The 14,933-nt window shown below is 73.2% G+C and carries 11 protein-coding genes and 1 pseudogene; 8 read left to right on the top strand and 4 right to left on the bottom strand.

Annotated elements, in window-relative coordinates:
- The 7 genes and pseudogenes from NBZ85_RS15885 to NBZ85_RS15855 all read left to right on the top strand — a co-directional run.
- Nucleotides 1-186, top strand: a pseudogene (locus tag NBZ85_RS15885) (hypothetical protein); the annotation flags it as partial.
- Nucleotides 187-447: 261 nt separating this feature from the next.
- Nucleotides 448-993 (top strand): TetR/AcrR family transcriptional regulator, encoded by a 546-nt coding sequence (locus NBZ85_RS15880; protein WP_261562132.1) that lies wholly within the window; start codon nucleotides 448-450, stop codon nucleotides 991-993.
- A gap of 88 nt (nucleotides 994-1,081) precedes the next feature.
- Nucleotides 1,082-1,801, top strand: coding sequence for a histidine phosphatase family protein (locus NBZ85_RS15875; RefSeq protein ID WP_261562131.1), 720 nt, complete (start codon nucleotides 1,082-1,084; stop codon nucleotides 1,799-1,801).
- A gap of 140 nt (nucleotides 1,802-1,941) precedes the next feature.
- Complete coding sequence (gene metH / locus NBZ85_RS15870; RefSeq protein ID WP_261557679.1) at nucleotides 1,942-5,625, top strand: methionine synthase; 3,684 nt, start codon at nucleotides 1,942-1,944, stop codon at nucleotides 5,623-5,625.
- Nucleotides 5,626-5,923: 298 nt separating this feature from the next.
- Nucleotides 5,924-6,358, top strand: a complete 435-nt coding sequence (locus NBZ85_RS15865) for an SRPBCC family protein (RefSeq protein ID WP_163552091.1) — start codon at nucleotides 5,924-5,926, stop codon at nucleotides 6,356-6,358.
- A 123-nt stretch (nucleotides 6,359-6,481) separates the two neighbouring features.
- Nucleotides 6,482-8,674 (top strand): PI-PLC domain-containing protein, encoded by a 2,193-nt coding sequence (locus NBZ85_RS15860; protein ID WP_261557674.1) that lies wholly within the window; start codon nucleotides 6,482-6,484, stop codon nucleotides 8,672-8,674.
- Between the two features lie 337 nt (nucleotides 8,675-9,011).
- Nucleotides 9,012-9,680, top strand: a complete 669-nt coding sequence (locus NBZ85_RS15855) for a hypothetical protein (protein ID WP_261557673.1) — start codon at nucleotides 9,012-9,014, stop codon at nucleotides 9,678-9,680.
- A gap of 46 nt (nucleotides 9,681-9,726) precedes the next feature.
- Here the strand turns inward: NBZ85_RS15855 and NBZ85_RS15850 are convergent, their stop codons facing one another.
- From NBZ85_RS15850 to NBZ85_RS15835, 4 genes are all read right to left on the bottom strand, one after another.
- Nucleotides 9,727-11,103: a Dyp-type peroxidase gene (locus NBZ85_RS15850; RefSeq protein WP_261562130.1), complete on the bottom strand. Its 1,377-nt coding sequence runs from the start codon at nucleotides 11,101-11,103 to the stop codon at nucleotides 9,727-9,729.
- Entirely contained in the window at nucleotides 11,100-11,795 is a 696-nt protein-coding gene (locus tag NBZ85_RS15845; RefSeq protein WP_261562129.1) for an SCO family protein, read from the bottom strand. The genes NBZ85_RS15850 and NBZ85_RS15845 overlap by 4 nt, the downstream gene beginning before the upstream one ends.
- Before the next feature lie 116 nt (nucleotides 11,796-11,911).
- Nucleotides 11,912-12,610 carry a hypothetical protein gene (locus NBZ85_RS15840; RefSeq protein WP_261557670.1) on the bottom strand — a complete coding sequence of 233 codons (699 nt, stop codon included), beginning with the start codon at nucleotides 12,608-12,610 and terminating at the stop codon, nucleotides 11,912-11,914.
- A gap of 121 nt (nucleotides 12,611-12,731) precedes the next feature.
- A complete protein-coding gene (locus NBZ85_RS15835; RefSeq protein WP_261557669.1) occupies nucleotides 12,732-13,733 on the bottom strand; it encodes a nitrilase-related carbon-nitrogen hydrolase in 1,002 nt (333 codons plus the stop codon).
- Nucleotides 13,734-13,787: 54 nt separating this feature from the next.
- Between NBZ85_RS15835 and NBZ85_RS15830 the strand changes: the two genes are divergently transcribed.
- Nucleotides 13,788-14,840: an agmatine deiminase family protein gene (locus NBZ85_RS15830; protein ID WP_261562133.1), complete on the top strand. Its 1,053-nt coding sequence runs from the start codon at nucleotides 13,788-13,790 to the stop codon at nucleotides 14,838-14,840.
- Nucleotides 14,841-14,933: the final 93 nt, after the last annotated feature.

Genomic DNA, 14,933 nt, shown 5'->3' with positions numbered 1-14,933 from the left:
CCCGCGGCCCCCGCAGGCGGCGCGGCCCCCGCAGGCGAACCGGCGACCGGCGGGTGCGGTCAGCCCGTGTGCGACGCCCGGACCGCGCACCGGGGAATCATCGACGCCATCATCGTCGGCGACCGCGGACTCGCCCGGCACCGGATGCGGCGCCACCTGGAAGCCCTCAGCGACTGGTCACGCTGACCGTCCGCGCTCCCTGCTCGTCCGGCGTTCCTGCTCGTCCGGCGTTCCTGAAGTGCCCGCGGGTGGCAGGACACGACGTTCGCGGTGTCGCCCTCGTCGCCCTCGTCGCCGGCCTCGCCGCGCTGGCCCTGTCCGGCCGGCCGGTCCCGGGCCCGCGGCGGGGTCTGAGGCGGGGTCCGGAACCGGGCGATGTGCTGCAATGGTCCCGTGACAACGTCCGAGATTCGCAGATCGGACGCTCGGCGTAACCACGAGCGGGTCGTGCGGGCCGCGGTCGAGGTGTTCTCGGAGCTCGGGTTAGCGGCGACGGTGCCGGACGTGGCCGCCCGGGCCGGCGTCGGCAAGGCGACCGTCTACCGCAACTTCCCCAGCCGCGGCGAGCTGCTGACCGCCGTCATGGAACGCCAGCTCCACTGGTTCGACACCATCGCCACGGCCGCGTTGCACAACCCCGATCCGGCCGACGGATTTCGGCTGCTGATCACCAGCTGGCTCGACCGGATCGTCGCGAACCGGCTCGTCCAGGATGTGATGCGCACCCGGACCCTCGCCAGCGCGGAGATCCAGATCGAGCACATCACCGCGATCGTCGACCAGGTGGTCGTACGCGCGCAGCAAGCCGGGGCGGTCCGCCTCGACGTCACCCCCGCCGACCTGCGCACGATGATGTCGGGCTGCGCCCAGCGCCTGGTCGAAACCGGTCAGCAGGACGTCGACAGCCGGCTCCGGTTCACCCGCCTCATCCTCGACGCCTTCCGCCCGCCAACCGGGACCGGGCCGGGCGAGGGGCCGGCCCCCGCGGGGTGACGGCGCGCGATCGGGACACCTGGCCGGCGTGTTGTGGGATGGTCGTGCAGGTCAGGGTGCCGAGGCGGGGGTGGGTGTGGATGTGGGCGTGGACGACGGTCTGGTCGCCGAGCTGACGGCGGTACGGCACGGGCAGAGCGTCGCGAACGTCGCGTTCGTGGCGGCGCGGGAGGCGGGGCGCATCGACGCGGGGGTGACGGGCCGCGACGCCGACGTCGAGCTGACGGCGCTGGGGGCCGCGCAGGCCGCGGCGCTCGGCCGGGCGCTGGCCGCCGACCCGCCGATCGTGCGGCCCCCCGAGGTCGTCATCTGCTCCCCCTACCTGCGGGCCCGGCGAACCTACGCGATCGCCGCCGAGGCTGCGGCCGCCGCGGGCCTGGCCCTGCCGGCGCCGACGTTCGACGACCGGTTGGTGGACCGGCTGATGGGCCGGTTCGAGTTGATGACCCGGGCGGCGATCGATGCCCGCTTTCCCGCCGAGGCCGAGCGCCGCCGCGCGGTCGGGCAGTGGAACTACCGCCCGCCGGGCGGGGAGAACTTCCCGGACATCGCCCTGCGCCTCGGCTCGCTGCTGACCGATCTGAACCGCGAGCACGCCGACCGGCGGGTTCTCGTCGTCGCGCACGACGCGGTCGTGGTCATGCTGCGCCAGCTCATCGAGGGTCTGTCCAACGACGAGTTGGGTCGGATCGCCACCGCGGGCGGGATTCTCAACGCCGGAATCACCCGGTTCTCCCGGGACAGCGACCGCCTCGTGCTCGCCGAGTTCAACACCGACACCCATCTGGTGGAAGTACGGGCGGACTAAGCCGCTCGAGCCCGCGCGAAGTGATCACGATGGCACGGTATCGTCGATGTCAGGTCGAGAGGCGCTGCAACGGGCCCAGGTCCGCCACGCTCGGCCCGTACCGATCGGTAAGGGCGCCTCCCACGACAGGGAGGTGTCTCATGGCTGGAATCACGTCCGTCGGTGAGGTGGCGGGTCGCCCCCGCACCCATGGCAGCGCGGCCGCGCTGCGGGAGCTGCTGGCGCGACGGGTGGTCGTCCTGGACGGCGCCTGGGGCACGATGCTGCAGAACGCCGGCCTCACCCCGGCGGATTACCAGCTCGACTCGCTGCGTGACCATCCCAGGGATGTCGCCGGCGACCCGGACCTGCTCAACCTGACCCGCCCGGACGTCATCCTCGACGTGCACCGGCAGTACCTGGCCGCGGGCGCGGACATCACGACGACGAACACGTTCACCGCGACGAGCATCGGCCAGGCCGACTACGGCCTGGAGTCGCTGGTCCGGGAGATGAACCTGCGCGGCGCCCGTCTTGCCCGGCAGGCCGCGGACGAGGCGGGCGGGCGGTTCGTCGCCGGTTCCATCGGCCCGCTGAACGTGACGCTGTCGCTGTCCCCGCGGGTGGAGGATCCGGCCTACCGGGCGGTGACCTTCGACCAGGTCCGCGCCGCCTACGCCGAGCAGATCCAGGCCCTCGCCGACGGCGGGGTCGACCTGCTGCTCATTGAGACGATCTTCGACACGCTGAACGCGAAGGCCGCGATCGCCGCGGCCCGCGAGGTCGCCCCGCAGCTGCCGCTGTGGATCTCGGTGACGATCGTCGACCTGTCCGGGCGGACGCTGTCGGGGCAGACGGTGGAGGCGTTCTGGAGCTCCATCGCCCACGCGAACCCGCTGGTCGTCGGCGTGAACTGCTCGCTGGGTGCCGAGGAGATGCGTCCCCATGTGGAGGCGCTGTCGCGCATCGCCGGCACCTACACCGCCTGTCATCCGAACGCCGGGCTGCCCAACGCCTTCGGCGGCTACGACCAGACCCCGGCGGAGGCCGGCCGGCTGATCGGCGAGTTCGCCGCCGCCGGGATGGTCAACATCGTCGGCGGCTGCTGCGGGACGACGCCGGCGCACATCGCTCAGATCGCCGCCGCCGTGCAGGGGACGGCGCCGCGGCAGGTGCCGGCGCCCGCACCGCGAACCCGGTTCAGCGGCCTGGAGCCGTTCGAGATCGGCGAGGACACCGGCTTCGTCATGATCGGCGAGCGGACCAACGTGACCGGCTCGGCGCGTTTCCGCCGCCTCGTCGAGGCCGACAACTACCAGGCAGCCGTCGACGTGGCCCTGGAGCAGGTGCGCGGCGGGGCGAACCTGCTCGACGTCAACATGGACGCCGATCTGCTCGACAGCGAGCAGGCGATGACGACGTTCCTGAACCTGCTGGCCACCGAGCCGGAGGCCGCCCGCCTGCCGATCATGATCGACAGCTCGCGGTGGAGCGTGCTGGAGGCCGGGCTGCGCTGCGTGCAGGGCAAGGGCGTGGTCAACTCGATCAGCCTCAAGGAGGGCGAGGAGGTCTTCCTCGGCCACGCCCGGCGCATCCGCGACTTCGGCGCCGGCGTCGTCGTCATGGCCTTCGACGAGAAGGGCCAGGCGGACACCACCGAGCGCAAGGTGGCGATCTGCGGGCGCGCCTACGACCTGCTCACGCAGAAGATCGGCTTCCCCGCCACCGACATCATCTTCGACCCGAACGTGCTCGCCGTGGCCACCGGCATCCCCGAGCACAACGGCTACGCCAAGGCGTTCCTCGACGCACTGCCGCTGATCAAGCAGCGCTGCCCGGGGGTGCGGATCAGCGGCGGCATCTCGAACCTGTCGTTCTCCTTCCGCGGCAACGACGTCGTCCGCGAGGCGATGCACTCGGCGTTCCTGCTCCACGCGGTGCGCGCCGGGCTCGACATGGGCATCGTCAACGCCGGCCAGCTCGCCGTCTACGCCGACATCCCCGCCGATCTGCTCGAACTCGTCGAGGACGTGCTGTTCGACCGGCGTGAGGACGCCACCGACCGGCTCGTCGCCTTCGCCGAGACGGTCAACGGCAAGGGCACCCAGCGGGTGGTGGACCTGGCCTGGCGGGAGGCGCCGGTCGCGCAGCGGCTTTCCCATGCCCTCGTGCACGGCATCGTCGACTTCATCGAGGCCGACACGGAGGAGGCGCGGGCGCAGGCCACGCGCCCCCTCGACGTGATCGAGGGCCCGCTGATGGACGGCATGAAGATCGTCGGTGACCTGTTCGGCGCAGGGAAGATGTTCCTGCCGCAGGTGGTCAAGAGCGCGCGGGTGATGAAGCGCTCGGTGGCGTACCTGGAGCCGTACATGGAGGCCGAGAAGGCGCAGGCCGCCCTCGACGGGAACGCCCCGGCGGCGCGGCGCGGCAACGGCAAGGTCGTGCTCGCCACCGTCAAGGGCGACGTGCACGACATCGGCAAGAACATCGTCGGGGTCGTCCTCGGCTGCAACAACTACGAGGTGATCGACCTCGGCGTGATGGTCCCCGCGAAGGTCATCCTCGACACCGCCGTCGCCGAGGGCGCGGACGCGGTCGGCCTGTCCGGCCTGATCACGCCGTCGCTGGACGAGATGGTCGCGGTCGCCGCCGAGATGCAGCGCCGTGGGCTGAACCTGCCGCTGCTCATCGGCGGCGCCACCACCTCGCGCCAGCACACCGCGGTGCGCATCGCCCCCGCCTACGAGTCGACCACCGTCCACGTGCTCGATGCCTCCCGCGTCGTCGGGGTGGTCTCGGACCTGCTCGACGCCGACCGGGCCGAGCAGCTCGACACCCGCAACCGGGCCGAGCAGGCCAAGCTGCGCGAGCAGCACGAAAACCGCCGGGCGCAGCCGCTGCTCGACCTGGAGCAGGCGCGGGCCAACCGGGAGCAGGTCTCCTTCGACGAGCTGCCCGTCCCCGCCTTCACCGGGCGCCGCGTCGTCACCCCGGACCTCGCCGCGCTACGCGAGATGATCGACTGGCAGTTCTTCTTCCTCGCCTGGGAGCTGAAGGGCAAGTTCCCCGCGATCCTTGACCAGCCGGTCGCCCGCGAGCTGTACGAAGAGGCGAACGTGCTGCTCGACCAGATCATCAAGGACGGCGGCCTGCAGGCGAAGGGCGTCTACGGCTTCTGGCCTGCCCACGCCGACGGCGACGACCTGGTGATCGAGGCCGGTGCGGTGGCGGGCGCCCGCGACGGGCTGCTGCGGCTACCGATGCTGCGCCAGCAGACGACCAAGCCGGCCGGCCGGCCGAACCGCAGCCTCGCCGACTACGTCGCGCCCGACGGCGACCACCTCGGCGGCTTCGCCGTGGCCATCCACGGCGCGGACAAGCTCGCCGCCGAGTTCGAGGCCCACCAGGACGACTATCGGTCGATCATGGCGAAGGCGCTCGCGGACCGACTCGCGGAGGCGTTCGCCGAGTACATCCACCTCGCCGCGCGCCGGGAGTGGTTCGAACCGGACGCCGAGCCGAGCCTCGCGGACCTGCATGCGGAGCGCTTCCGCGGCATCCGCCCGGCGCTCGGCTACCCGGCCAGCCCCGACCACAGCGAGAAGCAGGCGCTGTTCGACCTGCTCGACGCCGGCCAGGTGGGCCTGGGCCTGACCGAGTCGTTCGCGATGACCCCGGCGTCGGCCGTCAGCGGGATCGTCTTCGCCCATCCGGAGTCGAAGTACTTCACGGTCGGGCGCATCGGCCGGGACCAGGTCGCCGACTACGCCCGTCGGCGCGGTCTCGGCGTCGGCGACGTCGAGCGCTGGCTGCGCCCCAACCTCGCCTACGACCCGTTGTAAACACCTGCAGTAAACACCTGCCCAATTCTTACCCTCGGCCTGGCGGAACAACGCCGCCGGGCCGAGGGAACACGTCCGCGACGGTTATCCGAGGCCACCGTGCCAAAGCCGCCTTTACGCGCGTGACCGGTCGAACACCCGTAGCCGGCCGCAACTCCACACGTTCGGGTGTTTTATGTTTACCGATACACCAGGTTCTTATACGTTCCGTTTCGCGACAGGAAAGATCGGCCGTGCTGCCACAAATGGTTGCCGCCGAATCCCGTACGTACACGGAATATGTGGAGGACCTGCCATTATGGCCGATCACGTCTCGTCCACGATCGTCATCAAGGCGCAGCCCGCGGCAGTGCTCGCCGTCGTCGCCGACATCAGCCGCTACCCCGACTGGTCGGATGCGCTCACCTCGGCGGAGGTCATCGAGACCACGCCGGCCGGCCTGCCGGCGAAGGCCCGTTTCCAGGCGAAGACGACCTTCGGCAAGGAGGACTACACCCTCGTCTACGACTGGGCCGGCCCCACCTCCGTCACCTGGACGATGCTCGAGTCGGACCGGGTGCGCACGCTGGACGGCAGCTACACGCTGACCGACCTCGGCGACGGCAGCACCGAGGTGACCTACGACCTGACAGTCGAGCTGAAGGTGCCGATCCCCGGCCTGCTGCGTCGCAAGGCGGAGGACAAGCTGGTCGAATCCGCGCTGTACGACCTGAAGACCCAGGTCGAGCGGTAGCCAGCCGGGGGTAGCAGCCGGGGTGGCCGGTTGGGGTGGCCGGTTGACCCACCGACGAGGTCCGAAGTGTGACCCCGGTGCCGTGGCGGCATCGGGGCGATCCCGACCGGGCATGTCCCGACGGTGCGCCGCCTCGATGTCCTCCCCGCAGCCAGGCGGCGCGCGCGGGCAGGGATCGTCCTCGCACTGATCACCGCGCTGCTGTGCTGGCCGGTGGCGGTCGTGGCGCTGACGGCCAACCTGACCGTCCAGCGCGCCGACTACTACCGGCAGGCTGTGGACGAGACCGACGTCTACCGCCGGCTTTATGACGAGGTGCTGGCCGACCCCGCCGTCGCCGGGGTAACCCGGGATCTGCTCGCCGGGCTACCCGTCCCTGCGGGCGTCGTCGTCGACAACCTGCGCCTCGTCGCGCCGGCCCCCGCGGTGCGCGGCGCTGTGAACACCCTCAGCACGCAGATTTCGGGCTATCTCGGCGGCCAGCGGCCGACGTTGACGCTCAGCGTCGACCTTCGCCCGATGTTCGCGGCGATCGCGAAGCTCGCCACCATCTACCTGGCCGGGCAGATTTCGGGCACGCCGACCTTCCAGGCCCACGACGTCGCCACCGTCACCGGCATCCTGGTCGGCGGGCTCGACCAGATGGCGCAGGGACGCCGTCCCGCCGGGATCCCGACGATGGACCTGACCGACGAGCAGGCCGACCAGATCGGCTCGGCGCTGCTGGCCCGGCTCCCGGCCGCCGAGCGGGCCCGGGTCGGCGACCGGGTCGGCGGACTGCTGCGGCAGGGAAAGGTGCCCGCCGCGCTCGCCGTGGTCGGGCCCATGCTGTTCCAGGGCGACGAGGCGGCCCTGACGGACCTGCGCCGGCGGTTGGCCGGTGACCAGCTCGACCTGGGCGCCCCGCTGGCCCGCGCGCACGAGTCGGCCGGCGTGGGCCTGCTGCACGCGCTCCACGAGCTGGGCCGCTGGGGCACGGCCACCCTGGGGGCGCTGCTCGCGGCCATGGCCGTGCTGGCGGTCCTGCTCGCCGCGCAGCACGCCCGCTGGAGGCGCGGCGACACGATGCTGCTGGTCGCTGGGGGCATGGTGGTCGGCGGGGCCGCCGCGCTGCTGCTCGGGCTGCTGCTGCCCACCCTGGTCGGCGACCCGACCGCGGGCATCGTCGGCGCCAACCCGACCCTGCCCCTGCGGGTGCGGGACCTGCTGCACGACCTGCAGGGAACCATGATCGACCGGATCCGCGCCGGGTGGGAACAGGTGGCCGCGGGGGTGGTGCTGGCCGGGTGCCTGCTCGGGCTCGTCGGCCTGCTCGTGCGGCGCCGACGGCGGCCGTTCAACCGCCGCCGCTCGGTGATCCTGGCGCTGTCCGCGGCGGTGCTGCTGAGCTCCTCGTCGCTGGCGACGCCGGCACACTTCGGCGGGGAGGCGACGAGCTGCAACGGCAGCCGGGCCCTGTGCGCCCTGCGCTACGACAAGGCGGTGTACGCCGCCAGCCACAACGCGATGGCCTCCAGCACCGACGACTTCGTCGGGGCGACGCAGGACCCGGACCTCGTCGGCCAGCTTGACACCGGCGTGCGGGCGCTGCTGCTCGACGTGCAGCACTGGACGACGCCGACGCAGGTGGAGACCTTCCTGGCACGCCTGCGCCCGCGGGAACGCGACGCGCTGGAACCGCTGGTCCGGGGCGCCCGCTCCACCCGGCCCGGCCTGTGGCTGTGCCACAGCGTGTGCCAGCTCGGCGCGCTGTCCCTGGACACGGCCCTGCACGCGGTCGACGGGTGGCTGGCGCGTAACCCGTCCGAGGTCGTGACGCTGATCCTGCAGGACTCCGTGCCGCCAGGGGAGGTGATCGCCGCCTTCCGCCGGGCCGGTCTGGTGCACCGGATCGTGACGCCGCCCGCGGACCCGCACGGACGCTGGCCGACCCTGGGGCACCTGGTGGCGACCGACCGCCGGCTGGTGGTCTTCGCCGAGAACGCGGACGTCCCGAAGAGCTGGTACCGGCGGTTCTTCCGGTACGGGGCGGACACCCCGTTCGACGTGCCCTCCCCGACGTGGTTCACCTGCCGGGTGGGGCGCGGCTCGCGCACCGCGCAGATACTGCTGGTCAACCACTGGGTGGACGGGGACGATCCGGGCCGAACCGACGCCGACGCGGTCAATCGGGAACCCGTCCTGCTCGCCCACCTGCGCCGCTGTGAACAGGCCGGGCTCACCCCGACGTTCCTCGCGACCGACTTCACCACGATCGGCGATCTCGTCCCGACGGTGGCGACACTGAACGCCCAACGCAGCCACTCCCCCCGCTGAGCGAACCCCTTTCCACCGGGCCGGCGCCGCGCGGGCTTTTATCAACGGATTCCGGTTCTTCGGGCCCTTCTCCCGATGAGCGACGGCGGGCGGTGTTGCGCACACGGTCAACCGGTTTATCGGGACGCTCCGGGGTAATCCAAAAACGAAACATCTCGGCAACGGCCACCGACGCCCCGGACGGAAAGAAGGTCCCGAGATTTCGTCGAACCCTCACCGATCCGCACGCGGCGGATCTTCTCACCCGCGGCCGGAGCCGAATGCCCGGACGCATCGGCCCTTCTCCCCCGCGCCGGAAACCGCCCGCGGCGGGGCCAGGTCGTGGCTGACCCTCGTCGTGCTGGCCGCGCTCGCGGTCGCGGCGTTCCTCGGCGCCGGCCGGCCGGGCGGCGGCGGCGGACCCCGGCAACCCGCCCTGGTGGTCGGCGACTCCCTGGTCACCGTGGCCGCCCGGGCCACCGACACCGGCCCGGTGCATCTCGTCGGTTTCCCGGGGCTCGGCCCCGGCGTCTACGCCGACGCATCCTCGCCGTTGATCTCCGACGATCTGGCGACGGCGGGCCGACCACGGACCGTGGTGCTGAACTGGAACGGCAACAACCCCGGCGGCCTCGTCGGCACCCAGCTCGTCGCCACCTACCGGACCGAGCTGACCGCGCAGATCGACTGGTACCTGCGCCATGGAGTGACCCGGATCGTGCTGGCGGCGGCCGTACCGTCCTCGTTCAACAGCACGTCCGGCCAGGTCGACTGGACGACGCCGGCCTCCCGACTGCCAGGCTGGATGCTGGGCAGCGCCCGGCTCAACGACCTGTACCGGGAGCTCGCCGCCGAGTCCGCGGGCCGGGTGCGTTACTCGGAGCGGGCGGCGCGGGCGATCCATCCGGCGATGGCCTTCAACACCGAGCTCGACGGCCACCGGTGCATCGTCGACTTCATCCATCCCGCGCCGTACTGCGCGAAGCGGTACGCCCACGCGCTGGCGTCCCTGACTGCCGAGCACTGAGCCGTCGCGAACCACGCTGAGCCGTCGCGAACCACACTGAGCCGTCTCACGCCTCCTCGACGAGTCGCTGGCCGAGGTAGCCGTCGGTCGGCGCGGTCGGCGGGACGGCGAACAGCGCACTGGACGTGTGCCGGATGAACGTGTTCAGCGCGTCGGAGGCCGCGAGGGTGCGTTGCACCGGGACGAACGACGTGCGCGGATCGGCCTGGAATGCCAGGAAGAACAGTCCGGCGTCGGGCTCCCCGGCGGCGTCGAGGCCGTCGTCGTAGGAGTAGCCGCGGCGGAACATGGCGATCCCGCTGTGGAACTGCGGGTTGGACAGGCGGACGTGGGCGTTCTCGGCGATCAGGGGCCGGCCGTCCGGGCCGCGGGCGGCGAAGTCCGCCGCCGTGTCCTCGCCGCCCCCGGCGGCCGCGGACAGGGCGGACAGCGGCGCCCCGTCGTCGATCCGGCGCCCGACGACCTCGCCGCGGGCGTCCTCGGTCAGCCGCTCCCAGCTGTCCAGCAGCATCCGGATCCGGCGGCACACCAGGTAGGTCCCGCCGCGCATCCAGGCGGGACCCCCGGCGGCCCACACGGCGAGGTCGAACTGGGCCGAGCCCGGCCGCGGATTGTTCGTGCCGTCGAGCTGACCCATCAGGTTGCGCGGGGTGGCCGTCGGGTCGGTGGCGGCCGCCGCGGTGCGGTGGAACCCGCGCTGCGCCCAGCGGGGCCGGGTCCGGCCGGCGGCGAGCCTGCCGAGCTGCCGCGCCGCGGCGAACGCGACCAGGGGATCCTCGGCGCAGACCTGGACGGCGAGGTCCCCGCCGCCGCGGGCCGCCTCCAGCCGGTCGCCGGGCAGCGGCGGGATGTCGGCGAGCGCCCCGGGGATCCGCGCGTTGAGCCCACTCCGGCGCAGCGCCGACGCACCGATCCCCACCGTCACCGTCAGTCCCGCCGGCCCCAGGCCCGCGGCCTCCCGGCCGATCTCGGCCTGGGCAACGCCCGCCTGGGGAACACCGGCCCGGGACGTGCCGGCCTCGGGAACGCCGCGCATCAGCGCCCGGCCACCGTCCGTCCACGCCCGCAGCACCGCGCCGAGCGCCGCCCGGGCCGCCGCCGGATCGGTCGCCGTCAGGTCGTAGGCGGTGAACACCAGCTGGGCGGGGGCGCGCTCGGCGATGCCCGGCTGATGACGGCCGTCGCCCACCACGGGAGCCAGCGCCGCCCGGCGAGCCGCCGCGACAGGGTTGGCCCGCTCGGGAAGCAGCCCCTGTGTCCCCAGGGCCGCGCCCGCCCCGGCACCGGCGCCGAGGCCGAACAGGCCGGCGCCGGCGAGTACCCGACGCCGGTGCAGTCCGGGGCGGTGATCCGCGGCCGCGGTGGGCGGGCCGGCGGGCGGTTCGCCCGGCCCGGCCCCGCTCGGCGTCTCGCCGCCGCTCACGCGGTGCTCCTCAGCAGCAGCGGAAGGTCGTGGGCGTAGTCGGCTACCGGGGTACCCGCCGTGTAGACAATCCGCGCCCGCCGGTCCGGGCCGAAGGCGAGGACCTGCGCGCCGTGGTCGACGATCCAGCTCCCGTCGGCCTGGCGGCGCGGCGGCTCCAGCGGCACCCCGACCGAACGGGCGGCCGCGTCGATGGTCGTCAGCTCCCCGGTGAGCCCGACGAAGCCGCTGTCGAAGGAGTCGAGCCAGTGCCGGATCACCGGCGGGGTGTCCCGCTGCGGATCCGAGGTCACGAAGATCACCGATGTTTGCCGGCGAACGTCCGAGGAGACCTGGGTGAGGGCAGCCGCCAGATCCGCCATCGTGGTGGGGCAGATGTCCGGGCAGTGGGTGTAGCCGAAGAACAGCAGGGTGAGCCGTCCCGGGGCGTGGGCGCGCAGGTCGTAGGGACGGCCGGTGGTGTCGGTCAGGTGCAGGTCGGGCAGGTCGACCGGCGCGCCGAGCGTCGTGCCGCGCACCCCCGGTCCGGCCGTCGCGGCGCCATCGACGATCACTGCGGCGCTCCCGGTTCCCGCGGACCCGCCGCCGGAACACGCCCCCAGTGCGACCGTGGCGGCGAGCCCGACGGCGGTCAGCGCCGACGCGGCCCTGGCCCGTCGGGGGGTGAGGCGGAGCGGTACTCCGGCTGGCATGAGAACTCCATGATGTGTGGGCGCGCGGACAGGGCGCGCGGAGGCGAGGTCCCGCGCGGGACGCGGGCAGGCAGGCGAGACGCCGGCCCGTCATCGCAGGGACGTCGGCGCTCGGGTCAGGCCAGCCGCGGGGGGCCGCGTCGCACGACGCTGTGGCGCAGCCCGGCCCGGCCTCGCCAGCCGGCGGGCGGCACCGCGGCGGCAATCCGGCGGCGGACAGCCGGTGGCGCCGGGGCCGCGACGGCCCACGGCCCGAACAGCCTGCGCAGACTGTGGGCCAGCATCCCGACGAGGGCGCCGGCGACGCCGACGGCCGTGTCGACCCGCCGCAGCCACCACGCGGTCAGCACCGCGACCAGCAGGTGGGCGCCGGACATGGCGAGCATCCCGCCGCCGTGCGTCATCCCCGCGTGCATCAGCGACGGCCGGGCTGCCGCACCGCCGGCGCCTGCGAGCAGGCCGTCGCGGCGCAGCAATGCCGTCGCTGCGGCGGCGTGGACGGCGTGGGTGCCGGGCGCGGCGCACAGCAGCCGTGACAGGTCGGGCGCGGGCGCGGTGCCGGGCCAGGCGGTGAAGGCGGCATGGAGCCCGGCCTGCGTGGCCGTCATCAGCCCGGCGACGAGCGGCAGCGAGGGGGCCCGGCCGGCGCAGGCGGCGGCGACCGCGCCGACCGCCGCGAGACCCGCGAGCAGCACCCACGGGTCCGGGGCAGACCCCTGCGCGACGACGTGTGCAATCACGCTGAGCGCGACGCACACCGCGGCGAACACGCCGGCCCGCAGGCCGCGCGCTACCGGTCCGGCGGACGCCTCCACGCCGCCACACTCTAGAGGTTCGACGAGCCAGAGTTCTACGACCCGTCGAAGACAGCACACCGTGCCCGGGGCGAGCGGGCAAGCGGGCAAGCGGGCAAGCGGGCAAGCGGGCAAGTCTCGGTCAGCGGCCGTCGGCGTTGCCCGCGCGCGGCTCGGCCAGCCCCCGGTAGGCGTCGGGGCGGCGGGTGGTGAGGAACGGGAACAGGGTGAGCCAGTCCCTGCGCTGGTCGAGGTCGAGATCGGCGACCAGCACCGCCGGGGCGTCGCGGGGCGCCTGGACCAGCACCCGGCCGTACGGGTCACTGATGAACGAGCTGCCGTAGAAGGTCAGGGCGCCCTCCGTCCCGATCCGGTTGATCGCGACCATGAACGTCCCGTTGGCAATCCCGTTGCCAACGATCACGCTGTGCCACAGCGGCTCGGTGTCGAAGTCGGGATGATCGGGCTCGGAGCCGATCGCCGTCGGGTACACGAGGACGTCGGCGCCGGCGAGGGAGTAGGCCCGGGCGAGCTCCGGGAACCACTGGTCCCAGCAGGTGGGAAAGCCGAAACGGCCCTGCTCCAGCTCGACGACCGGGAAGCTGTCCGCCCCGGCCGGCCCGGGGCGGAAGTACCGGTCCTCGTGGTAGCCAGCGGTGACCGGGATATGCATCTTGCGGGTCCGGGCGAGCAGCGCGCCGTCCGGGCCGACGACGATGGCGGTGTTGAAGCCCAGCCCGTCGGCGCCGTCCGCCCGCTCATACAGCGACATGTGCACCGCGATGTCGAGCTCGGCGGCGAGACCGGCGGCGAGGGTGCGCGTCGGCCCGTCCTCGACGCTCTCTGCCAACGCGGCGGGTCCGGCGCCGCCCCCCGCCGGGTCGCCCCCCGCTGGCTGGTCGACCGCTGGCTGGTCGACCGGTGGCACGTCGGCGAAGTAGCGCGACAGCGTCAGTTCCTGGAAGCAGACGAGCTGGGCGCCGAGCTCGGCCGCGGCGAGCGCGCCGGCCCGCAGCGCGGCGGCGTGCTCCGCCGGATCGGGATGCCAGCGGTGCTGCACCGCCCCGATCCGCAACGGCGCGCGCGCCGGCGGCGCCACCCGGGCCGGCGAGGTGGGCGTCCCGATGCTGGTGATCGTCAGCATGCCCCGATGCTCTCATGGCCGCAGGGACCGGTGGCGAGCATCGGGCCTGCAATGATGGCCCGCGTGCCCGCCGTTCCCGCCGCTCGCCGGATGCCGGCCGAATGGGAGCCGCATACCCGGACCTGGATGGCGTTCCCACCCCCGAACGACACCTTCGGCGCGGAAGGCTCCCCCGGCCTCGCCGCGGCCCGCTCCGCCTGGGCCCGGGTGGCGGCGACGATCAGCCGCCACGAGCCGGTCATCCTGCTCGCCGGCCCGGGTCAGGGCGCGACCGCGGCCCGGCTGGTCCCGCCCGCCGTCACGGTGATCGAGATCGACCTGGACGACGCCTGGGTACGCGACAGCGGCCCGACGTTCACGATCGACGACGGCCGGCACCTCGGCGCCGTCGACTGGATCTTCAACGGCTGGGGCGCCCAGCAGTGGGCGAGCTGGGCCGCGGACCGGCTGCTGGCCACGACCGTCGCCGAACGGGCCGGCGCGGCGGTGCGCCACTCGGCGCTGACGAACGAGGGTGGCGGGATCGCCGTCGACGGCGCCGGCACCGTGCTGCTGACCGAGACGGTCCAGCTCGACCCGCACCGCAATCCCGGCTGGGACCGCGCCCGAGTGGAGGCGGAGCTGCACGCCCAGCTCGGCACGACCAGGGCGATCTGGCTGCCGCGGGGGGTGGCCCGCGACTACGACCGGTTCGGCACCCGCGGGCACGTCGATGTCGTCGCCGCGTTCGTCCGGCCGGGCCTCGTCGCCGTGCACAGCCAGCCCGACCCGGCTCATCCCGATCACGCGACGACCCGGGAGCTGGCAGCGCTGCTGCGGGCGAGCCGTGACGCCGCCGGCCGCCCGCTGGAGGTCGTTCAGATCGTGGCGCCGACCGTGCTGGAGGTCGACGGGGGCCCGGCCGGCTACTCCTATCTCAACTACTACGTCGCCAACGACCTGGTCGTCGCCGGCGTCTTCGACGACCCCCGCGACGCCGACGCCCTCGCCCTGCTTGCCCGGCTGTATCCCACCCGCCGGGTCGAGCCGGTGGACGCCCGGGTGATCTTCGGCCACGGCGGTGGCGTGCACTGCATCACCCAGCAGCAGCCCACGCTCGTCCGCTGACCGTCGCCGGGCGACTTATTGACATCCGTTTTCAGAATCGTTTTCATCGAGGGCGTCCGCTCTGCGAAGTGAGGATCCCTTGCCCCCCATCCC

Origin of the sequence: Frankia tisae, assembly GCF_025403405.1 — a bacterium.
In the GTDB taxonomy this organism is placed as follows: Bacteria; Actinomycetota; Actinomycetes; order Frankiales; family Frankiaceae; genus Frankia; species Frankia tisai.
The sequence above is the reverse complement of the archived record's forward strand: the minus strand, read 5'-3'. Positions and strand labels throughout refer to the sequence as shown.